6 protein-coding genes are annotated in these 24,711 nt (G+C 47.4%); all 6 read right to left on the reverse strand.

Features of this window, described 5'->3' with window-relative positions; translation table 11 throughout:
* Genes MKZ13_RS22035 through MKZ13_RS22060 form a run of 6 tightly spaced genes read right to left on the reverse strand, consistent with a single transcriptional unit; the run spans nt 1 to nt 24,669 of the window.
* Nucleotides 1–1,320, reverse strand: a complete 1,320-nt coding sequence (locus MKZ13_RS22035; protein WP_339178158.1) for an aminotransferase class III-fold pyridoxal phosphate-dependent enzyme — start codon at nt 1,318–1,320, stop codon at nt 1–3.
* Nucleotides 1,317–2,297, reverse strand: a complete 981-nt coding sequence (locus MKZ13_RS22040; RefSeq protein WP_339178160.1) for an ACP S-malonyltransferase — start codon at nt 2,295–2,297, stop codon at nt 1,317–1,319. Before MKZ13_RS22040 ends, MKZ13_RS22035 begins: the two co-directional genes overlap by 4 nt.
* The gene (locus tag MKZ13_RS22045) at nt 2,294–3,445 is read right to left on the reverse strand and encodes an acyl-CoA dehydrogenase family protein (RefSeq protein WP_100526996.1); all 1,152 of its coding nucleotides are present in this window, start codon (nt 3,443–3,445) and stop codon (nt 2,294–2,296) included. The genes MKZ13_RS22040 and MKZ13_RS22045 overlap by 4 nt, the downstream gene beginning before the upstream one ends.
* A complete protein-coding gene (locus tag MKZ13_RS22050; RefSeq protein WP_036668520.1) occupies nt 3,442–3,699 on the reverse strand; it encodes an acyl carrier protein in 258 nt (85 codons plus the stop codon). The genes MKZ13_RS22045 and MKZ13_RS22050 overlap by 4 nt, the downstream gene beginning before the upstream one ends.
* Nucleotides 3,696–7,892: a beta-ketoacyl synthase N-terminal-like domain-containing protein gene (locus MKZ13_RS22055; RefSeq protein ID WP_339178165.1), complete on the reverse strand. Its 4,197-nt coding sequence runs from the start codon at nt 7,890–7,892 to the stop codon at nt 3,696–3,698. Before MKZ13_RS22055 ends, MKZ13_RS22050 begins: the two co-directional genes overlap by 4 nt.
* Nucleotides 7,882–24,669, reverse strand: coding sequence for an amino acid adenylation domain-containing protein (locus tag MKZ13_RS22060; protein WP_339185432.1), 16,788 nt, complete (start codon nt 24,667–24,669; stop codon nt 7,882–7,884). The genes MKZ13_RS22055 and MKZ13_RS22060 overlap by 11 nt, the downstream gene beginning before the upstream one ends.
* Nucleotides 24,670–24,711: the final 42 nt, after the last annotated feature.

Consider the following 24,711-nt stretch of genomic DNA (forward strand, 5'->3'; position numbering starts at 1 on the left):
TCAGATCAGCTCGTCGTAGATCTCTTTCATTTCTGCAAGTGCTGCAGGGACACGCTCACTGAACCAGGCAACATCCTGCATATCAAGCAAGATATTCGGATACATCCGCGAGAGCGTAGATACCAGAATACCGTGCTCAGCAAGTTTGCTATTTAACAAAATATCAAAAGACATCAATTCAAACGTATAATCAGCCGTATCCGTAAGCGGCTCTGTGCAGCAGTGATAAGAAGCACAGCCAGACGGACCCTGAACAATTAAAGGCAGACCTACCTTCACTGCTTCCTGACAGAGTATGTCATGCATCATCTCAGCGTGGCGGTTCATGCTGTGCATCGCCTGTCCTCCATTGCGGCCCAACATTTCCAGCGTAGCTTTTACAGCAGCTGTACCTAATGGATAGCCATTAAACGTACCCGCATGAATTACTTTTTTGTCTACAAGCAACTTCATGATGTCCGCTCTGCCAACCAGGGCTGACACCGGAACTCCGCCACCGGCGATTGCCTTCCCAAGTGTAGTCAGATCAGGCGTTACACCGAATAACTGTTGGGCACCACCGAGCCCCATACGGAAACCTGTTATAATCTCATCGAAAATGAGCACGACCTGGTACTGATCACATAACTGTCTGACTTTTTGCAGATAACCCGGAGCAGGCATGACTCCGCCTCCATTTACACAAACCGGCTCCATGATTACTGCTGCAATGTCGTCTCCATGCTGGCGAAATAGTTCCTCCAGGCGGGGTGCGTCATTCCATGGTAAGAGGTAGGATTGAGATTCCATGGCATCCCTTGCCCTCCCCTTTGTTCCTTTCATGTCACCGGGATAGTCTGAAGGTACAGGCAGACCTGTACGTGCAGTCTTGCCACCCATAATATTGTCCGCATTGCCATGATAATGGCCTTCAAAACGTACAAAGCGATTTTTACCTGTCCACGCCCGGGCAAGACGAAGTGCATTCTGGACAATCTCCGTGCCTGATAACCCAAAACGAATCATCTCTGCTGAAGGTACATATTGATGGATCAGTTCCAGAGCCTCTGCATCCAGATCGCAATGACTTACGGAAAGAACACGGTCAATGGTATCCTTCAGACACTCGTTATACTCCTCGTTGCCGTGACCAACAATGAGGGCACCAAAGCGGGCATATAGATCCAAATACTCGTTGCCGTTCATGTCCGTCACTCTGCTTCGGGAAGCATGCTTGAAATGGAGCGGCGTCTCTTCCCAAGGAAGGTGAAAATTATAGTGCACACCGCCAGGCAGCCATTGTTTCACCCGCTGATTGTACTGCATCATCTCCGTAATCATCCCATATCTCCTCCCCCACTTGTCTGGTTTACTGCTTCATATCGATCCAGTAACCTGGACCGATCTTGCGGATCATCCAGCGAATAGGCTGCAGGCAAGCTCTTATTCTCAGCCAGCATATTTCTTACGCTCTGGCCTGGACCGATATCGATCCATACCGTCGCTCCCAGATTTTGAACGCGTGCCAATGCCTGATTCCAGTGAATGGGTTGCAAAAGCTGGCTGCTCAGCAGCTTAGGAATGTCCTCGGCTCCGCGAATGAACTCACCATGTACTGTTGAGCAGATGGGAAACACCGGTGCAGAGAAGGAAATCCCTGCAAGCATCTCTTCAAGCTCAGGCTGAATGAACTGCATCAACTCGCTATGATAAGGTGCATCTGCCTTCATTGGCATCATGCGAAAAGGAATGAACTCCCCACCGTAGCCATCCACCTGATCATCCAGCAGTTGAAGACCCTTCGCAGTACCTGCGACGACAAACTGTCCTGGTGAATTATAACCGGAGATCGTCACATACTCGTTCTGACGAATATTCTCGACTAATTCTTCAAGCGCTTCTTGGGTTATATCAACAGCAATGCCCGCTCTTCCTTTTTGCTCCTGAATGGAGCGATGCATCAACGCACCACGCTGAGCTGTAAAACGGATTCCATCAGCAAATCGCAATGCTCCCGCCGCTACTAAAGCCGAAATCTCCCCCAAACTGTGACCTACTGCATAATCTGGAGTCATTCCTGTCCGGCGAACAAATGAGTCAAATAAAACGTAGCTTGCTGTCAGTACAGCAGGTTGAGCATATTCAGAGACCGTCAATTGATCCAGGGTCCCTTCCATAACCAGTGCCTTCAAATCAAATCCGATCACCTCGCTCGCTTCCGCAAAGATCTGATTCGCCTCCGGCTCACTGTCCAACAACTCACTGCACATTCCGATATACTGGCTTCCCTGGCCGGGAAATAGCGCACAGAACGTCATACGCTACCGCCACGCTTGTAATAGGCTTTTAATCCGTAATGCGAGATCATCTCCTGCTGCATCTGAGAGGAACCTTCAATAATCTCCAGAATTTTGGCTTCCTTATACAGCCTGGCAACAGGATATTGGTTACTAATTCCGTTCGCACCATGAACCTGTAGCGCATCACTTGCAACTTCAACAGCAACTTTGGACGTAAAATATTTGGCGATCGTTGTCTCCATGGCGGCCTGCGGGTCCTTGGCTTCTCTCAGCTCGGCTGCCCGTAAACATAATGCTCGTGCTGCATGGACTTTTGTCACCGCATCTCCAATCATGCCGCGAATCAGCTGAAAATGACTCAGCTTCTGGTCAAATTGCTTCCGCTTCCTTGAGTAAGTCACCATGGCATCCAGCGCTTCCTGCGCAATCGCCAGCCCTGCCCAGGCAATGCTATATCTGCCTTGGTCCAGCGCCCCGGTTACGATGTACTCAAAACCTTCATTCAGACGTCCAATAATGTGATTCTTTGGTACACGCACCTCATGGAGATCAATCTCAGCTATACCTGTCTCTCCCGCAACCATGACACCTTCAATAGGTTGGGTCTGTACACCCTCAAACTGGCGTTCGACCCAAAAAGCAGTGCTTCGTCCCTGATTCGAGGCAATAATGATAAACACATCTGCCAGATGTCCAAACGTAATCCACTTCTTTTTCCCATTCAAAACATAACAGTCCGATTCTTCTCTCCACTCGGTCTTTACACTTTTGGCATCTGAACCAACTTCCGGTTCAGTCAGGCCAAAGGCAGCAATCCATTCTCCCTTCACCAACTTGGGCAGCCAGGACGATTTTTGCTCAGGCGTTCCGAAACGTACCAAAGTTTCACTTACAAGTGAAGTATGTACCGTTAACAAGCTGCGAACGGCTGGAAGAGCCTTGCCAAATACTTCAGTCAACAGCCCGTACGCCTTAGGGCCGAGACCCATGCCGCCATATTCAGCCGGGATCGAGGCAGCCAAGTAACCTTTTTCAGCCATGGCACGGATCAATGTTCTGGGAATGGCTTGCTGTTCTTGAATCTGTTGAGCATAAGGACGAATTTCACGGGCAGCAAACAATTCAGCTTCATGAATAATCTCTTGCTCTACATCCACTTCAATCATTCGGCAACCCCCTCTTGAAGAAGAGATTCATTCAGATAGGCGGCGAACTCGGCAATTGTTTTGTATTCAAACAACGCAACCGGACTGATGTCAACTTGAAGATGCTTACGCGCACGATTAATGATCTTGAGCGCCTGCACAGATGAGACACCAATTTTCAAAAAATTCATCTCTTCATCGATGTCCTCTGGCTCCTGATTCAACGCTGCAGCAATCTCGCTTTTGAGAAAAAGCTCAATTTCTTCTTTTGTCATATCATGACCTCCGTTCCCTGATTCACATCTATCCAATGTACATACGGCTCGAATGGATGCGCTGGCAGATGTACAATCTGGCCAGAGCCATTCGGATGTAACTGTTCCCAATCCAGCGCAGCACCACGTACATAAAGCTGTCCCAGTAATAAAGCAAGCTGATCCTCCATGGTAAGTGTCGGCTCGGCAGACAGGCGGATGAAGCTCTCCTTGCCACTGTATTCAAGCTGCTGCACTGTCTGATCTGCAGCAATCATAATTACAATGTCGGCGTTTGCCATCTTGCCAGGTGTGTCTTGCAGACTCTCTAACGTCACTCTGTTGTTCACTGGAATGGATTGGCTTGTATGAGCGCTGTGATGTTCCTCGCCATCCAGATGTAAACTGGATACAAGCTTCTCTCCTGCAGCTATTCCTCGAATCTCCTGAATGGAAGGGACCAGACGTACAAGTGTCTCAAGCAAGGTCACCCAGTAGTTCAAGGTTGATACCATATCTTCATTAGAATCGTCTGGCCTAATTACTTGACGTGCATGAGCTTCATCTTCTCTGCCAATCTCATGCCCCCCAACCACAATACTGACACGAGCAGCTCGGTTTCTAGGCTTGAAGCCAAATTCCATCTCTTCGATGTTCCACTCTCCGGTTGAGCTGACAGTCACTGCTGCACGATACCGATAATGTTTTCTATATCTGTTCCGAGTAAAACAAAGATCCTCTGGTGTCAGGTCCGCATGTTTCTTCACATATCGCTCCGTGTTATCAATCAGCTTTTTTAGAGCCTGCTCTGATTTCGCAGAGAACGTTAACAACTGGCCACGTGCCGGGGCAGCTGCACGGACAGGGGCTTTCCATTCCTCCAGCACAATGTGGGCATTCGTACCTCCCAGGCCAAATGAACTGATGCCGGCCTTCCGTGTTTTCCCTACAGGTACATCCCACGATCTATGCTCGCTAACGATATGGAACGGCGATTGCTCCAGTCGGAGGGCCGGATTCGGATTATCCATATGCAGACTTGGTGCCAGTTCCCTATGCTGCATACTGAGCAGAACCTTGGCAAGACTGGCTCCACTGGAGGCTGCAAATAAATGTCCAATATTGGTTTTGACTGAACCTAATCCAATCGAATTGTCGCTTGGATATCCCTTTTCCCGGAACAGTCGGAGCAAGGCATTCACCTCAATTGGATCTCCAATCCTTGTCCCCGATCCATGTGCTTCAATATAAGAGACCTCGCTCGGGTTTAGATTGGCATCGCGATAAGCTGCACGGAGTACCTCATATTGCCCCTGAGGGTTGGGTGCCATAATGCCAAGTGAATATCCGTCGTTATTCACCGCTGTCCCGCGAATCACACCATAAACATGCTTATTGTTGCGAACTGCCTCTGTTAGCGGCTCCAGATATACAACAACAGCACCTTCCCCCAGGACTGAACCATCTGCTTCCCGATCAAATACCTTCGTATGTTGAGTGGAAGAACAGATTCCAGCATTGCGTGATAGTTGATGAACATGCGGTGTAGCCAAAATGTTCGCTCCACCTACAACTGCCCCAGAGATACGCTTGTCCTGAATGGCCGCCACAGCTTGCGTCAGTGCGACCAGAAAAGAAGAACATGCCGTATCTATGGACAGTGCCGGCCCTGTAAAATTGTACATATGTGAAATGGAGGCCGCTGCAATATTGGACATATTGCCTACCATAGCGTGAGAATGAACAGCCTTTCCAAGACTCCGGTTCATATAATCAATAACCAGATCGAAGTATGTGCTTGGATTAATCCCTACATACACACCCACATCACGCTTATCCTCATGGTCCACGAGCATACCCGCATCCTCCAGCGCCTCATGAGCAACTTCCAGCAGCTTGCGATGCTGCGGATCCATAAATGCAGCTTGTTCAGACGGGATTTCAAAGAACTCATGATCAAACGTATCCGGTTGCTTCAGCTCTCCAATCCAGTCATCCCAACCGGGTTGCTTGGAACGTGTTGCACGCTCTAAGCTAACCCGGTCAACACTATCTACCCCGTTAACCAGATTGCTCCAGAACTGCTCTTGGCTGTCGGCATCAGGCAGACGCAGAGACAGCCCGGTAATAGCAATAGCACGATGTACATTCAGGTGATTATCTGTGGTTTCAGCTTGTTCAAAGTCCTTTGTTTCTGCTGGAAGCTCCTGGAGATATTCCACCATTTCACGTACGGTACTGCAAAAAACAAGCAGTTCTTGTCCTAATTCACGCCCCATATGTGCAGACAGCTTGTCTAGTAATTGATAGGAGAGGATGGAATTGCCTCCAAGTGCGAGAAAAGAAGTATCCATCTCAATCTTTCCTGCGGGCAATTGAAGAATTTCGGCCCAGGCTTTACGTACGGTATACTCCAAAGAGGATGCGGAAACCGTCTCGTGTTGTTGTTGAGTGTTTTCGCGAATCAGCTCTTCAATGGCCTCGATGTCCTTGGTAAATACTCCACGCTCATATTCGTTTCTCAGCATGAAGCGCTGGACCTTGCCACTCGTGGTTTTGGGAATAACCTTGATTGGGAGAACATGAGTGATCTCAATACCCAATCCAGCCCTCATACGTTGGATCAGATCCTGTCGTACCTCCAGAAACTGTGGAGCGCTCGATTTGTATTTAACAAATACAAGCAGCTCCTCTACTTGTTTGAGGCTGTTAAAGTGCCCGACTACCGTCAGATTCCCTCTCGGAATGCTGCTATTCTGGTACAAAATTTCTTCAAGATCATGCGCATAATGGTTCTGTCCCCGAATAAACACAATGTCCTTGATCCGTCCGCTTACAACCAGGGAGCCATCAGCCATATAACCCAAGTCTCCAGTGCGAAGCCACCCATCCACATACATTTCACGATTGATCTCCGGGAGACTGTAATATCCGGAGGTTACCGATTCCCCACGGATCTGGATTTCGCCAACGACCCGCTCATCCAGCACTTCACCCTGTTCATCCGCAATCCGGATTTGAATCCCTGTCATGGGATATCCTTCATGAACAAATTCGATCACATCCGAAGTATGGCTATCACTGCTAAGCAGCTGTACTGGCACAGCCAGTCCTTCCTGCACCAGCCGCGAACGCGAAATACGTTCAATTCGCGGCTCTTCCCCCAGTCTGGAGGTACATACACCTACTGTCGCTTCTGCCATGCCATACGCAGGAAACATCATATTGGAACGATAGCCACAAGAGCTGAATTTTTTGACAAATCGCTCGATAACAGACGTTGATATAGGCTCTGCACCATTCAAGGTCATACGCAGTGAAGACAGATCAAGCGTTGAGAGCTTGGAATCCGGGATCTTCTGAACCATCCATTCGAAACCGAAATTGGTACAGCAAAACCATTTTCCCTGATGCTCCGTAATCTTGCGCAAGAACAGATAAGGCGACCGTACGAAGGTATAAGGTGACATCACCATGATGTTGGCTCCACTCAGGACGGGTGTCAGATGCTGTCCAAATATCCCCATATCATGCGTATGCGGCAACCAGGTAAACACATTATCTCCTTCTTCAGCTCCAAGAAAAGTCTTGCATGCAATACTGTTGGCGATAATATTGTGATTTGTTAACTGCACACCTTTGGGAATTCCCGTGCTTCCTGATGAGAATTGCAGGAACACAATGTCATCAGGAGAGGTTGGGCATAGATCAGCCATCTGCTGGCCTGCTTGAAGCTGGTTCACGCTAATCAACATAAGACCTTTGAATACCGGACTTTCCGCAAGCTGTTTATACTTGGGCATGTAGGCTTCCTCGACGATAACGACTGGACGCCCGAGTACCTCCCACACTTTCGTGAATTTCTCCAGACCGGCTGAGCCTGGTTCCCAGGCAGCCGGAGGACTGACAGGGGCGACAATAATGCCCCCCAGCATACAAGCCCAAAATGTACGGTAAAATTCCTGTGACTGGTCAATTTCCAAAATAACAACCTGTCCTTGTTGAATGCCTTGCTCCTGAAGAGACTGCAGGTACTTGCGCGCCTGCATCAGTAATTCAGGATATGATTCAAACTGTTCGTCACCTGAAGAGCTGATATAGGTCATTCCCTTTTCTGGATGAGTATCTGCAATGTAGATTAGCATCTCAGCCACTGTTGAATAATGTTCTGGCACAATCAGCTCGGGTCCTCGCTGTATGGATTTACTGGACATGTTGCACCTCCATTGCCTCATTGTGAACTACCACTCTCACATCGCTACCAAGCTTGTCATCAATCAGCTGTTTCATACGTTTGATATCCAGACCAGCCTGACAGGCCAGATGTACGTACAGACACTCTTCGTCGTAGCGAATAACCCATTCGAATTGGGCGAGTCCCGAATTCGAATCTTGGTCATCCGACGACTGAGACGACATTGGGATCGCTTCGCTGCTGGAGATGAAGCCTTGATAATTAAATAGAATCATCTGATGCGTCTCCTGTTCTGCTTGCCTGTAGGCAGTTCCCAATTGTTCCTGTATGCCATCATATTGTGCCGAGAGGGAAGAATCATGTGTAAGTGCCATAAAGTTAATGCTGTGTTGCTTCGTAAATTCCAGACGTTCCAACAGATCTTCCTGTGTGAATTCACTGTCTACCAGCACTGGAATCAGATCTAGGAATTCTCCCACATAATCATAGTAGGATTCTTCGCCATACTCCCTTCCGTAATGCACCAGGGCTATTGGCAATTGGCTTATGTTCAGATAAGCCGCAATGATGTTGGCAAAAGTTTCAAAGCATGTCCACCAAACATCTGCAGGCTCCTTCCCTGCAAGGGACAACTCGACAGTCATCGCTGAAGGCGACAATCTTTCTGTTTCCTTCAACTTGTTCATGACGATAGTGTTACATGTATTCCATGCCTGAAGTGAAAATTGTTTCTTCAGTTCATCTTCTGATACCCCTATGGGGCCTTGAGACAGAAAATTTACATAATCCTCATAATTTCGTACTTGGTACAGAAGATCACTCTCGATCTCTATACCTTGCGGTCTATATAATGCCTTCGATTCAAGTTGCTGCTTGATGATCTGGGCACTCATACCATCAAACGCAAGGTGATCAAAACTCCAAATCAGCGTATGCTCTGTTGCTCCTGTACGCAAAATACACAGACGCCAAGGTAGTTCATTCAACGTATACGTTTTGTGTAACAGAGACTGAACCAGTTTGTACTCCAACTGCTCAATCGTAGCCGAAGCATAATGACGAATATCAAGATAGGGGATAAGCTGTTGCAGCATGTCCGCCGCTAACGATATATCACATGGATGCCAATACAATTGTTCTTCCTCATATATCATGCTGTGCAGCAACTGATGCCGGGATATCACCCCAAGAATCAGGTGTTTTACAGCTTGTTCATTCAATTCGCCTTCCAGCGTTGTTGTAAATCCGCTTGCTCGTGAAGTCGTAGAAGCATGTGCTTGTTGAATTGGAGATAGTGGGAATTGACCCATAGGGGTCATGCCCGCCATAAAAGATGAAACCTGATTGCAGCTGTTTAAGACATGCAGGACCAGGCTGTCCAGTTGTTTCTCATGAAGTGTTATGTCCTGTGGTATGACTATCGGGGACTGAATATGCAGGCTATCTTCGGACCAAACTGACGCCGGAGGATTAATATCTACCAATTTGGCAAGTCCTCTAACTGTCGGATATTGGAATAATTCGTTCACATTGATGGAAATTCCTTCTTTTGCCAAAATTTGAGTGAATGCAATCGCTTTGAGCGAATGCCCCCCATTTTGAAAGAAGTGATCTTCCACACCAATGCCTGGATTACCCAGGATCTGTCGCATGGCGGCAAGAATGACACGCTCTGTTTTTGCCCGAGGTGAACTCACTTCCAGAGACCTCTGCTGCTCTTCAACCAAATGCTCGGACAATGCTCTTCGGTCCACTTTGCCATTGGCATTAATCGGAAGATGATCCATTCGAATAATTCGTGCAGGCACCATGTACTCTGGCAGCTGCTGATGAAGTTCTCTTCGAATATACTCCACATCTGCTCCAGTATCGGTTGTATAAAAAGCGGCAATGTATAGACTTTCTGATGGTTCTGTAACTGTCATGACAAAGGCATCACGAACTCCCGAAAGACGCTCCATGCAATTGCCTATCTCCGATAACTCAATGCGGAAACCTCTAATCTTGACCTGGAAATCCGAACGTTCAATAAAAATCAGACTGCCGTCAGCCAGACGTTTGACGATGTCACCTGTCCGATACATTCGTTCTCCCTTGCGGAAGGGATCATCAAGAAAGTGTTTTCGGGTAAGATCCTCACGGTTAAGATATCCAATACCTACCGCATCCCCACTGATATACAGTTCACCTGGAACGTTCGGTGGCACAGGCTTCAGCTCATCATCCAGAACATACAAGGCTGTGTTAGACAGGGGATAACCTATAGGCAGCGAGCCAGTATAAGGCTCTATTTGCTGTAATAAGTGGTAGGAGGCAAAAAAGGTCGCTTCCGTTGGCCCATATCCATTTAACAGCCTGCCCGGCCCCACGCATGCAAGCGCTTTGTTGGCATGACTCACCGATGCAGCTTCACCACCAAACATCACTCTACGCACATTCCTCAAGCAATCAGCATCCCAATCCACCAGCATATTAAACAAGGATGTCGGAATATAAAATACTGAAATCCGTTGCTGTCGGATGACATCCGCCAAACGAGCCATATCCAAGATGGTCTCTTTTGAGATTAATACAAGAGTAGCGCCGTTTATTAATGAAGCAAAAATATCGAAAATGGAACCGTCAAACGCATAGTTAGAAATTTGCAGGATACGATCCTCTGGCACGACAGTGACAAAATTGCTATTTTTCATGACTTTGGTCACATTGCGATGACTCATCACAGTCCCTTTTGGAGTTCCTGTTGACCCTGATGTATAAATGATATAAGCCGGGTCAAGAGCAGTCTTGTTCATATGTTCAACGGGCTCCTGCATGTCTCCTGAATCAAATGCTGCCAGTTCATCTGCCGGCACGATACAAGGAACTACAGATTGCCATGTGGAGGCATACGCCGTTTCAGTCAATAACACAGCCGCATCGCAATCTTGCAAAATAAATTCAATTCTCGATGGCGGCGAAGCCGGGTCGATCGGAACATAACTGCACCCCACTTGGAGTGTAGCAAGAATACTGATCATCTGGATCGGTCCACGGTCCAGAATGAGAGCAATACTGGAGCCTGATTTTACCCCTTGTCCAAGCAACCTGAACGCCAGCCACTGAACACGTTCATACAGATCTGCATAGCTCCACTCATCGTCTTCCCAGACCAATGCTGTCTTCTGTGGATGCATATGAACTTGTTCCTCGAATAATTGGGAGATGGTCGCATCTCGCGGATACTGGGCGGCATTATCGTTGACTCCGTACAGCAGCCAGTCCTCTTCCTCCGGTGTAGTGAGCTTAATCTGTCCAATTCGTTCATTATCCCCTGTTGTGATCTGAGACAGGATATACCGGAATTTATCCAGCATCCGTTCCATGGACTCCGCTTTAAACAAATCCGAGCGATAGTCAAGTTCAACCGTGTAACATTGCTTATGCTCGACCAGTGTCCAAGTCAGATCAAATTTGGCATCCACCTTACCTTCGACCCATGGTTCAAGCATCAGTTCCCCGGCTTCAGGATCATCGGTCCCCATATTAATGTAATTTAGAACCACATCAAATAGGGGGTTGCGGCTTAAATCACCGAATAGACCAAGTTGTTCTACCAGTGCTTCATAAGGATAATGCTGATGCTCATAACAGGATAACAGCTTGCCACGCATCTTATTCAAATACGCCTCTGTGGACCATTCTCTGTCCATGCTGGTGCGAATGGCAAGCATGTTCACGAACATACCCATAACGTTATTGAGTTCTGGCTTCTCACGCCCCGCAACCGCTGTACCAACGACCAGATCGTCTTGACCCGTATACTTCCAGATTAATAGATTCAAAGTTGCCATGAACAACATGTAGGGTGTAAGCCCTTGTTGAGTACAGAAATCATTGACCTGTGTACTTAACGACTCACCAAGTTCAATGGAACGTCTGTCTCCTCTGTAGGATGACGCCCCATGTCTTGGGAAGTCTGTAAGCAATTCAACAGGTGCAGGCATGTCCTTGAATTCCCGTATCCAAAACTCGGCGTCTTCAACAGATTGTCCATGTGACGCAGCTTCATCACGCCATTCCGCATAATCCTTATACTGAATATCAAGAGATTGCAATGTTTCTCCTCTGTACATACGAGCGAAATCCTGCATCAGGATAGCAATGGAACTCTGATCCGAAATGATATGATGCATGTCGATGAATAAGATGTGTTCCTCTTGAGAAAGGCGAATCAGCTTAACACGAACCAATGGTGCGCAGGTCAGATCAAAAGGCTTGATCCATTCCATGACCTGCTCTAACCCTGCCGTTTCTAATTCCAGCAACTCCACAACGCTTGGAACCTGATCCTCAACAACCTGGAAAAGCTCACCATCAATCATTTCGAACCTGGTACGGAATGCTTCATGTCTCTCTACCAGTGCATCCATTATTAATCTGAATTGGGCAGGGTCAAGTTTTCCTCTTACCATATAAGAGCTGGCGAGATTGTACGCCGTACTCTCACCTTTCATCCACTCATGTACCACATACATTCTTCGCTGTGCAGAAGTGGTCTTGTATTTCTCTTTCTTAGTAACAGGCAAAATTGAATTCACTGAATCAGAGTCGCTTGTAGCCTGATGTTCAGCAATCCATTGAACCATGTGTTCAAATACAGAATGATTAAAAACCTCTTCCAGCCCCAAATTTAATCCAAACATTTCTTTAATCCTCGACGCCAAGGAAATCGCTTTTAAAGAATGACCTCCAAGTTCAAAGAAATCATCTTCAAGGCTGACTGCTCCATTACCAAGCAACTCCTGCCACAATTGCGACAATATATGCCTTATCTCATCATCAGTCCGTTGAACCCTGACTTTCCCAGCTGGAGATTGGTCTAATGCTGTGATAGAACCCGCTGCAACCTGTGACATACCTGCAAGCTGATACAACGCAACATCATGTTGATGAACAATGGGATCAAAGGAATACGTCGGCAGGGAGATTTTTTGCCTGCGCCCCGTTCCGTTTAACTGTTCCCAATCCAACTCCATGCCAGAGCACCAGCAAAAAGCAAGTACTTTCATTAAATACACGTCTGCCTCAAGCAAACTCTGACGATCTCCAGTAAGAGCAATGACGTTTGGCTCTGATAATGAATCCGGGACTATTTGGTCTGTATCCTGCTGTTGATTCGAAACGATCCACAGCGTATGCCCAGCAGATTCAGAAAGCGTCTTGCGATTTAGCAGCGTAAACAGGAAATTTGGAGATAACAGTGGTGCAATGCTCGACGCAAGGTCTGTTACAGTTGCATCTGTCATCCTTCCTGTCATAGCATCTGACAATGCTCCTTCTTCTAGTGACCAATGCTCCCAATTGTATAGAAGCCCCACGGCATGTACTGGATCAAGTGCATCACTAATGACCAACCCCACCAGTTCGCCAACGCCTTGTCCACAGACAGCATCCGGCTTGATACCAAGCTGCATCACGGTTTGATAAAGAGCATATTGCACAACAAAGCACTGCATGCGCTCAAGCCTTGAATCGGTTAACGATCGCCCTATGCCTTGGCGAATGGCATACTGTTCCTTGGACTCAAAGAGGTTCAGTATCTCTTCAAAGTGCTGTTTAAATATCTCTGAGACCTGGCTGCGATACACAGAAGCATATAGTTCCCGAATCTTGCGAGCTTCCCAACTTGCATTCCCGCTAAGGTAAAACATGACCTTAGGCTTCCCATTCATCACACTTGCCTGTGTCTCGAACTCTATAGACTGCTCACTTGGCGGAATATAACCGTCCACAACGATCAGTGCTTTACGATGAATGAATCTGCTTCTTCCCTTTTGCAGAGTCCACGCAGCATTGGGCAACTGCTCCGGCAATGCATGGATCGCCTGTAGAACCGAATCGTACGTGCGTTCCAGCGCAGATTCACTCTTGGCCGAGAAGGGCAGCAGAAGCAAAGATTCATAACTCGCTTGGCTCTCTTGGACGGGTGGTTGCTCCAGAATGACGTGAGCATTGGTCCCCCCGATCCCAAACGAACTGACACCCGCTCGCAGGATACCCTTCGCCTCTTCTAATGGCTGTGGCTCCTTGTTGATATAGAAGGGACTATGCTCCAGCTCCAACATCGGATTCGTCCGATTCATGTGAATCTGTGGCGGAACCACCCGGTGATAAAGCGTCAGTACGGTTTTAATAAAACCGGCGACACCTGCTGCCGCATCAAGATGTCCAATATTGGCTTTCACAGAACCTAGAGCACAATAATTTCTACGATCTGTTCCCCATGACTGCCTGAGCGCTTCGATTTCAATCGGGTCACCCAATTTGGTTCCTGTTCCATGCGCCTCCAGATAGGAGATCTCTTTTGGAGATACTCCCGAACGATGCAGGGCAGATTGAATAACCTTGACCTGCCCGGCCACACTCGGTGCCGTATATCCAATTTTGTCCATGCCATCATTATTAATCGCTGAACCTTTAATGACTGCATAGATATGATCTCCATCTCTCTGCGCGTCGCGGAGTGACTTGAGCACAACCATTCCGCATCCATTACCAGACACAGTACCAGATGCCTGCTCATCAAACGGTCTGCAATGACCATCCTTGGAATAAATCATGCCTTCATGCCAGTGATAACCTTCTTTGAGCGGATAGGAGATAGAGACACCTCCCGCAAGTGCCACATCACACTCTCCCCGAATCAAAGATTCAGCAGCTTGGTGGATAGCGACCAAAGAAGTCGAACATGCGGTCTGGACTGCCATACTCGGCCCTCTCAGATTTAATTTGTGAGATACTCGGGTTGTAATATAGTCCTTTTCATTTAAAGTCATGGCTTCAAAAGCCTGTAGCAAATTACCGGAACGACCTAGAAATTGCACCATCCATGGTAAGCTCAGTCCACTTCCGGCAAACAATCCTATAGATCCCTCATAACTGTAAGGATCACATCCGGCATGCTCAAGCGCCTCCCATGAGCACTGATGCAGCAGCCGTATTTGCGGATCCATCATATTGGATTCCTGATGCGGATATTCGAAAAATCCGGAGTCAAAATACTCAGTGTCTTGCAGTACACCTTTGGCCCGTACATAATCGGGATGTTTGAAGTCTTCCGGTCGTACACCCGCAGCGGTTAGATCATCTTCATCCAGACGGGTGATACCGTCCTTACCTGCCATTAGGTTATCCCAGAACTCCTCAATATTTCTTGAGCCGGGAAAATGCCCTGCCATGCCAATGACTGCGATATCCGACGAAGAAGGAATTCTGCTACTGTGTTCTGAGGCAAACTGGATACTCTGTTCCGGTCTGCTCTGATCTGGTCTGCTCTGTTCCACTTTGCTGTGTTCAACTGTGCTCATCACATACTCTTTGGGAGCTGTTGTCGGGTCCGGGTTCGTAACAGGATATCCAGCCGAAGCGATATGCCCGCTCTCCTCTTGTTGTGTAACTGTCGGCAGCATCTGCTCAGCCACCAGATGACTGACCAGTGATGCAATGGAGGAATGCTCAAACAATTGCACCAGCGGAACGCTTTTATCCAGATAGGCATTCAGGCGATTATTGATCAGAATAAGCCCCAGCGAGTTGCCTCCGATGTCAAAAAAGTGATCATGGATATTAACCGTATCCAGATTCAATATTTCCTTCCACGCTGCAATAAGCATCTGCTCCAGATCAACTTTTGCCCGCTCGATTCCTTGAATCGATGAGCCATAAACCAGAGCCGGGTTATCCCTCTCTCCCGTTTCAAAATCAGCCAAACGAAGGGCATTGCGATTCAGTTTGCCATTAGGCAGCACAGGCAGATTTTCCAGACGAATCAAGCGAGAAGGCATCATGTACTGTGGAAGCCGCTGCTTTAACCAGCTCCGAAGCTGTACGTCTTCATCTTCCATAACGGACGGTCCAATCCCAGGCTTCAGACTGTAGAAAAGGATTAATTGCAATGAATGTGGCTCGGCCCCTTCTACCTTAACGACAGCTTCTCTTACACGTTCATAATTCATCGCTGCCTGCTCAATCTCGTTCAGTTCAATCCGGTAGCCACGAATTTTCACCTGCTGATCTAACCGTCCCATTAACTCAACATCCCCATCCGGCAGTATACGGGCCAGATCGCCAGTTCGGTACAAACGGCCTCCCAAAACATTGGAGTTTGCAATGAATCGGGCATCGGTCTCAGCAGCGTTGTGCAGATAACCGCGGGATAATCCTTTTCCTGCAATGCACAGCTCTCCATAACTGCCAGGTGGCAGTATTTCACCTTCATCATTCAGAATATAAATCTCTGTATTGGTAATGGGCTTGCCAATGGTAATCGCGGCTGTATCATTCAATTCTTTGGTTGTTGACCAGATTGTAGTTTCCGTTGGTCCATACATGTTAAAGACTCGAGCAGGTGTAAGCCGCTTCAGATCGGTGAGAAGTCCCACAGGGACATTTTCCCCTCCGGTAAGAACACACCGCAGATTGCCCAGCGTCTGAGCGAATTCCGGATTTTCGACAAATGCCTTAATGCGTGAGACCGTGCTAAGAATGTGTGTAACACCATGTTCACGTATTCGACGGGAAGCAAGAGCCGGGTCAAGTTGCTCCTGCTCATTGGCCAGATACAACGAATATCCGGTGCATAATGGTGTCCACACTTCAAATCCGAAAATATCAAAAGATATGGTCGTCACACTGATGATGCGATCTGTCTCATGTGCAAAAATATGTCGGTGCCTGATGTCCTCAACAAAATTGACCATCGCCTCATGAGTAATCATCACCCCTTTGGGACGCCCCGTTGATCCTGAGGTAAAAATCACACAGGACAGGTCCGAAGACAGGAAGCTTCTGTCCGGGTTAACGGATGCGCGCACATCCTGGGAAGTTGAATCATACACAAATCGCTCTCCGCTAAAAGTCACTGTTCCTTCTGCATCAGGCGTACACAGCAATACGTTCATTCGGCTATCTTCGATCATATTCACGATGCGCTGCGGCGGAAAAGCAGGGTCCAGAGGCATATAAGCCGCCCCAGCTTTCAGCACCGCCAACAGCATAATGATCAGCGATTCATCTCGTCTGGATAATATGCCTACAGGTTCATCCCGGCGTACACCTTGATCAATCAGCTTCCAAGCCAGCGTATTAGCTTTTTCATTAAGCTGCCTGTAGGTAAAAGCGGCTCCGGATGATACAAGGAGAGCTTTCTTGTCTGGTGTGAGTTCTGCCTGCAGCTCGAACAGCCGATGCAGACCCACCGCAGGATTGTAATCCAGACGTGGACCAACAAGACGATGGACTGGGTGCTCTTGAGAACGTTCGTTTCTCTCAAACAGTTCGCTCAGATACAGATTGGGCTGTTGTACAACCTCTTGGCAGAGTCCGATAAACTCCTGCATCATCCCTTCAACTGTGTCCCGGCGGAACAGATCCAGCGAGTATTCGATATATCCTTCAATCACCTGCTTCTCCCTGTTTTCTTGACAGGTCAATAACAGATCATAAGTAGAGGTACCCGTCTCCACCGGAAAAGAACTGAATTGCAAACCATGAAGTTCAAGTCCATGCAAATCCATGTTCTGATAATCAAAACAAACATCAAATACCGGACTTCGGTTCAACCCACGTGCCACGCCCAGTTGTGCCACAAGCTCATTAAACGGATACTCCTGATACGCAAAAGCATCCAGTGTATGTTGTTTAAGTTCGCTTAAAAAATCAGTGTATGTACGATCAAACGTTGGAAAATTCCGCATCGCAATCATATTGACAAACATGCCTACCGTCTCTTTCCACTCCTCTTGCATCCTTCCTGCAACAGGCGTTCCTACCACAATGTCCTGCTGACCTGAGCGGTGTGCGAGAAGAAGATTCCACACACTTAGCATTACCATATACATGGATGCTTCCGATGAGGAAGCCAGCTCGTGCAAGTGTTGTGTTAACGAACGATTCAATGTGAAATGGAGACGCCCCCCTTGCATGGATCTCTGTGATGGACGCTCATGGTCAAGCGGAAGCTGCAGCACAGGTAAAGAAGGGCCAAGATGGTCCAGCCAGTACGTTTGATGTGAATTGTATTCATTTGAAGCGAGACGCTGCTGCTGCCATACCGCGTAATCTTTGTACTGCAATCGAACTGCATGCTCTTTGCCAAAATATAAATCATTGAAGTCACGAGTGATGATTTCGACAGATGTACCATCTGCGATAATATGGTGAATATCAAAGAATAACAGGTGCTTGCGCTCGTCTATCTTAATCAGTTCAACCCGCATAAGCGGAGCACTCCCCAGATCAAAAGGACGAATCAATGTCTCGATCATCGCAGGCAACTCTTGCTCATCTGCCACATGCTGCTCTGCATAGCCCATACTTAAGCGAACCGAATGTTGGATGATCTGAACGATCTGACCACCCCGTATCTCAAACGATGTTCTGAGCGCATCATGATGCTGCATCAACTTCTGCAAAGCAGCCTCAACTCTTATACGGTCCAATTCACCTTCAATAATGGTTGCAGACGGTAGGTTGTAGGCCGTATTGCCTGGATCAAGCATCGCTTGTGTGAACATTCGCATCTGTGCAGAAGAGATTGGATACGCATCCATAGTGGGTGCAGATTGAATGGTCTGTTGGTCCACTTTTGGTTTCGCCATGACATAGAGATGCTCCGCCAGTTGAATAGGCGTTGAATGATTGAAAACATCTGCTACCTCAGGCTGAATTCCTAAATGAGACCGGATCCATGCAGACAAGCTGACTGCTTTGAGAGAATCTCCTCCGACCGCAAAGAAATTAACCTCTTCATCTAGATCGTCGATGCCAAAAATCGTTCGATATGCGTCCAGGACAATCTGTTTCAGTTGGTCTGAACCGCCAGTATAAACTGTCCCTTTTATTAGAGTAGAGCCACTTCCCTTACCCTGCTCTGCATGCTGCCTATCATCCCCGGTACCCATTCCTTCCACTGCTGATGAGCCAGAAAGAGAAACACCGACAGGATAGGATTGTTTGTTGAAAACATAAGTAGGCAGAGAGCATTTGCGTCGTACCGTCTGCCCTTTGAGCACCTTCCAGTCCGGTTCAATGCCTTCGCACCATAACTCCGCAAGTCTGCGGTTCACATAGATACTGTCCTGCTCCGTCTCCCTTACGTGACGTAGCATATTCAGTACCGTCTGGGAATCTCTTGATAGACTGTGCTGTCTGGCAAAGGAGCTTAGCGTTCGTCCTGCACCTACTTCAATTAATACAGCCCGTTCATCCTTCAACACTTCAGCCAGGTTTGATTCAAACAACACCGGCTGTAAAATATGACGGGACCAATAGTCAGGTTGTGTGATTTCATCTCCAAGCGCCCATGTTCCACTGGTATTGGACAGTAATGGGATCTGTGGCGTATGAAGTGAATGCTCTGCTAAATAACGTCTAAATTCCTCCGCGGCCTGATTCATCATTGGCGTATGGAATGCATGGGAAGTCTTCACACGAATGCACTTCCAGCCCAGTCCTTCAGCCTTGGCTTCCATCCGTGAAATGGCTTCAGCTGTCCCACCAATCACACTGGAACCTGTAGTATTCACCAGGGCAAGCCACATGTCTTCCTCCAGTTGTGACTTCACCTGCTGTGCATCCGCCATAACGGCAAGCATGACCCCGGGTTGTTGTTGCTGCATCAGACGTCCGCGAAGTCGAACTAACTTGACAGCATCTCCAAGTTCGAATACACCCGCTACCGCCGCGGCAGCCAATTCACCAATGCTATGCCCGATCATGCCATCTGGCTTGATGCCCAGATCCAGCAGCGACTTGGCCAGCGCATAACTTGTCATGAACAGTGCGAATTGGCTGTACTCCGTCTGGTTTATTCGCTCAGGCTGCTGATCCCCGTATACAACGGAAAGCATATCTTCTCGTTCTTCAGCGGGCAGAAGGTCCAATATGTCCTGAATATAACTTCTGAAGATTGGAGCCAGGCCGGCTTGCTCTGTAGATCTGTATAGTTCTGCACCCATTCCCTGATACTGACTGCCCTGTCCGGGGAACATAAAGTATACGGGACGGGTCTCTTGAGCTGATTGGTATACGCGTGCTTTCCCCAGCTGCTGTAACAGCTTGTCCGGATTATCCTTCCATGTCTTATCCAGAATGAGTGCCTTACGATACGCAAAAATAGATCTACCTGATTGCAAGGTCCACGCTGCGTTCGACACAGATAGCTCCGGCTGCTGGGTCAGATGTTCCATAATCCGTTCAGCGGTGCGGTTCAGCGAGTACTCTGTTTTGGCGGAAAAAAGCAATATATTTACGTCATCATCCGGACTGCACTTCTCCATCTCGGGAGCCTCCTCCAATACCATGTGAGCGTTCGTGCCCCCCACACCAAATGAATTGATCCCTGCGCGCATGACTCCAACATGGCCCTGTTTCCAGTCCACACCTTGTGCATTAACTTTAAAAGGCGTATTCAAAAAATCAATTTTGGGATTAGGCTGCTCATAATTCGCTGTTCCAGGGATATAACCTTGTCCAAGACTGAGCGCTACCTTGATTAAACCAACCACACCTGCGGCTGTATCCATATGTCCCACATTGCCCTTGACCGAACCCAGATAACAAAATTGCTTTTGGTCGGAAGCAAAGGCCCGAGTTAACGAGTTTACTTCAATTGGATCGCCAAGCAACGTTCCCGTACCATGTGCTTCGATATAACTCACCGTTTCGGGGTCTACTCCGGCTACCTTATAAGCATCCTGAATGACTTCAGCCTGTCCGCTTACGCTTGGAGCAAGAAAACTGAGTTTCTCTTGTCCGTCATTGTTAATTGCTGAGCCTTTGATGACCCCGTAGATATGATCTCCATCCCGCAGAGCATCGGTTACCCGCTTCAACACCACAATTCCCATACCATTGGAGAAGACGGTTCCACTGGCTGCCGCGTCAAATGGACGACAGTGTCCATCTGTGGAGAACATCATGCCATCCTCAAATATGTAACCCCCTTCATTGGGCAACTCCACGGTAATTCCACCAGCCACGGCCACATCACATTCTCCAACGATCAAAGATTGACATGCCAGATGAGGTGTAACCAATGAAGTAGAACATCCCGTCAGAGCGGTATAGGCCGGCCCTTTTAAGTTCAGCTTATAAGCCATTCGGGTAGCGAGAAAATGATTGGTGCTGAGGGTAAATGCTTCGTATTTACTGCTATAGTTAGCATCGTTAAAAAGTACTTGACGGTACCATTCGAAGTCATCGGACCCGCCAAGGAACACCCCCACCTTACCCGCTTCATCCGTTCTGCAGCCCGCATCCTCCAGCGCTTCCCATATTCCCTGATACAAAAGTCTGAATTGGGGAGACATCATTTTGGCTTCACCGGGAGTATAATCAAAGAACCCTGCGTCAAACTCATCGATGCCGTTGGCACGTCCTTTTGCCTTGACATAACGAGGTGAACGCAGCAGCGCTTCCTCCACGCCAAGCTCCCTCAATTCATCATCACTATAAAAGTGAATGCTTTCCCGCCGTTCAACAAGGTTACTCCAGAACTCCCTTATATCCTCAGCACCCGGCACATTCACCGCCATGCCCACAATTGCAATGTCCTCACGCATAATGCCGTCTTTTCGTTGAAACAATTGTTCCCTTTCAGTCGGTATCCGAACTCCCTCATCTTTTGGTCCTAGCGCTGCAAATTGACGCAATGTCGGGCACTCGAAAAAACGAGGAACAGGGAACTCCACATCGGTATAATGCTTAAGTTTATTGTGAGCCTGAATGACAGAAAATGAATTTCCGCCCAATTCGAAGAAATGGTCATCGCGCCCTACTCTCTCAACACCGAGCACTTCGGCCCACACTTCGGCTATAACCTTCTCAAGCTCAGAAGACGGGGCGGTATAGAACGTACTGGAAGCGTGAGCATGCGTGATATCTGCCATGAGTGCCTTCCGGTCAATCTTCCCACTGCTATTCAATGGAAATTCGGATTTATGTACAAAAACGGATGGTATCATATATGCCGGTAACAAACGAGACAGATGCTCTCTCAATTCGACAGAAGGCAGCTCCTGCTCTGACAGATAGTAGGCATACAGCAAACCGGACCTACCTTCAAATGATTTCATGACTACCACGGTCTGAATGACACCTGGATAGGATGACAGGGTATTCTCAATTTCGCCTGTCTCCAGTCTGGCTCCCTGAATTTTAACCTGAAAATCAATACGTCCCAGATATTCGATCGTACCGCTTGGGAGTGAACGTACCAGATCACCTGTGCGGTACATGTACCTGAAATGCTCTGCGTCCTGTCCTTCCTGAAAGAAAGGATTAGGGACAAACTTCTCTCGGGTCATCTGTTCCAGATTCAGATATCCACGTGCAAGCCCAACACCGCTAAGACAGAGCTCCCCTGGAATACCTAACGGCTGAAGCTCATCATGATTTCCGACGACATACCATCTGGACTCATTGAGCGGGTAGCCAATCGGTACATTGCCCAAGCCTTCGTAATGGCTTAACGGATAATGAGAAACCCATATGGTGCATTCGGTTGGACCATAAACATTTTCAAGACTTGCTCTAATGCCTAACCTGTTAAATTTCTCAATGATGTCTGGTGTGACTGCCTCTCCGCCAACAAACATCCATTTCAGCGTTTCCAATGCTGACAGATCGGGGCGAAGCTCCATCGTTTCCAGAAAAAGACGGAATAACGTTGGAACAAAATTGATGTGCGTAACCTTATGTGATGCCACCGTAGACACAATACGAGCAGGGTCTTTTTCTGCTCCAGGCTCAAGAATACTTAGTGCGCCTTCACCCATGAACCAGCCGAAAAGTTCCGTGGCCGACACATCAAAGGTATATGCCGTTTTCAGCAAGTAAACATCCTTCGCCTGCATTGGAAAACGATGCTCCAGATCAAGCAGTGTATTGACTACGCTATGATTTTCAACCATGACTCCTTTTGGCTTGCCTGTTGATCCGGACGTGTACATGATATAGGCAAGGCTATGCGGATTCAGCGCCTCTTCGAGGTTTGAGACATCCCCCGTATAGGCCTGATCGCCCTCAACGTAGATGTACTGGACATCCAGAGTCTCGTCATCTTTTTCGGGCTGCATAGCCAGCACGATGGATATGTCTGCATCCGATATAATATAGGCCTTTCTGGACAAAGGATAGGAAGGGTCTACAGGTACAAAAGCACATCCGGCTTTTAATACAGCCAATAGGGCAATGACCATATCCGAGGAACGTGGCATCTGCACGCCAACTGCCGCGTTATCACTTTTTTTACTCGCAACGATCTGCCTAGCCAATTGGTTCGCTTTTGCGTTGACCTGCGCATAGGTCTGATGCTGCTTGCCTTCCATTAGAGCTACCCGCTCCGGGAAACGTGCTACTTTATCGTGAAATATATCCATAATATGTTGTGGAGTGTAGGGAAAATAAGAAGTTTGATTGAATCGGTACAGTAAGTTTTCTTTCTCATCCTGCATCAGGAGACTGAACTCACTGATTTTTTGATCAGAATTGGTTACTAGTTGATTCAGCAAGTATAGAAATCGTTGGCCCAATCGCTCCATTGAATCTTCACGAAACAAGCTCGGTTTATATTGCAGCTTCAACTGAGCACCTTGCGGTAAACGACTCAACACCACCATTAGATCTCCTGGAAACGTAACCTTATCCTGATCCAGAATACGAGTTCCGAGCATATCTTCCTCATAGGAATCATACACAAAGGAGATATCAAACAACGATGGTGATCCGGGTTGAGCCTGTAACATGCTGTCTCTGACAATGAGGTTATTGGGATATCCGATGTTCCTGTACGTATCCATCCAGGTTGTGGCTACTTGTTGCAGCAGAGGTTTTAGAGTTGATTCGAGGTCAATATGGAATCGCATAGGCAACATATGGACAAAACATCCAATCGTTTCTTCCAAGTCCATACCGGGACGATGAGAATATGGGGAGGCAAAGGTGATATCGTCTGTACCGACATATTTACTCATAAGAATGCCAAAGGCACCCATAAAGAACATAAAAACGGTTACTTCATTATCTTTGGACATCTGTGTAATATCAGCCATTAACGATTCCGAAATATCAAATCGCAGTTCATGACCAATCCCTTCTTGTACAGAACCTGCTGGAAAGTCGTGCTTTAGAGAAAGAGGTTCCGCTCCCTTCATTTTGTTTAACCAGTATTTCCGCTCTTTGGAGTACTTGTTTTCGTGCAGTTTCTTGTTCTCTGCCTCAACATAAGAGATGAATCCTTCATCCAGCTTGACATCCACAGGCTGATCTTCAAGAAGACACGTATATGACTGGATAAGTTTGTTTCTCATCAGTTCAAGCGATATGCCATCACATATTAAATGATGAATACATAAGGTCAGAATATATCGGCTTTTATCCATCTGAACAATCATTATACGGAACAGAGGACCTTTCTCCAGCTCAAAAGGTGTCCCGATGCATTCATCCACCAGTGCTTCTAACTGTTGTTCCTTTGGATTATCCTGGTTCTCGCTACTTAGGTCCCACAAGACAAGTGAATAATCCATATCTTCATGAACGGATAACACGGGTACATCATTTTGAATCTCAATCCGAGTACGCAGCACCACTTGCTCATACATAAGCAATTCGATGGCCCGGCGAAATATCTCCATTTGAAGATGATTAAATTGCATTGAAGCTGAGATGTTATACGAAGCGGGATCATTCACCAGACAATCAAAATAGATTCCCTTTTGTGTTTCGGAAAGTTCAACAGTTTTTTGTACCATCACGACCACACCTCATCGTTTAATTGAGATTCAAGCTGTGTA

The organism is Paenibacillus sp. FSL R5-0701, from assembly GCF_037973995.1.
In the GTDB taxonomy this organism is placed as follows: Bacteria; Bacillota; Bacilli; order Paenibacillales; family Paenibacillaceae; genus Paenibacillus.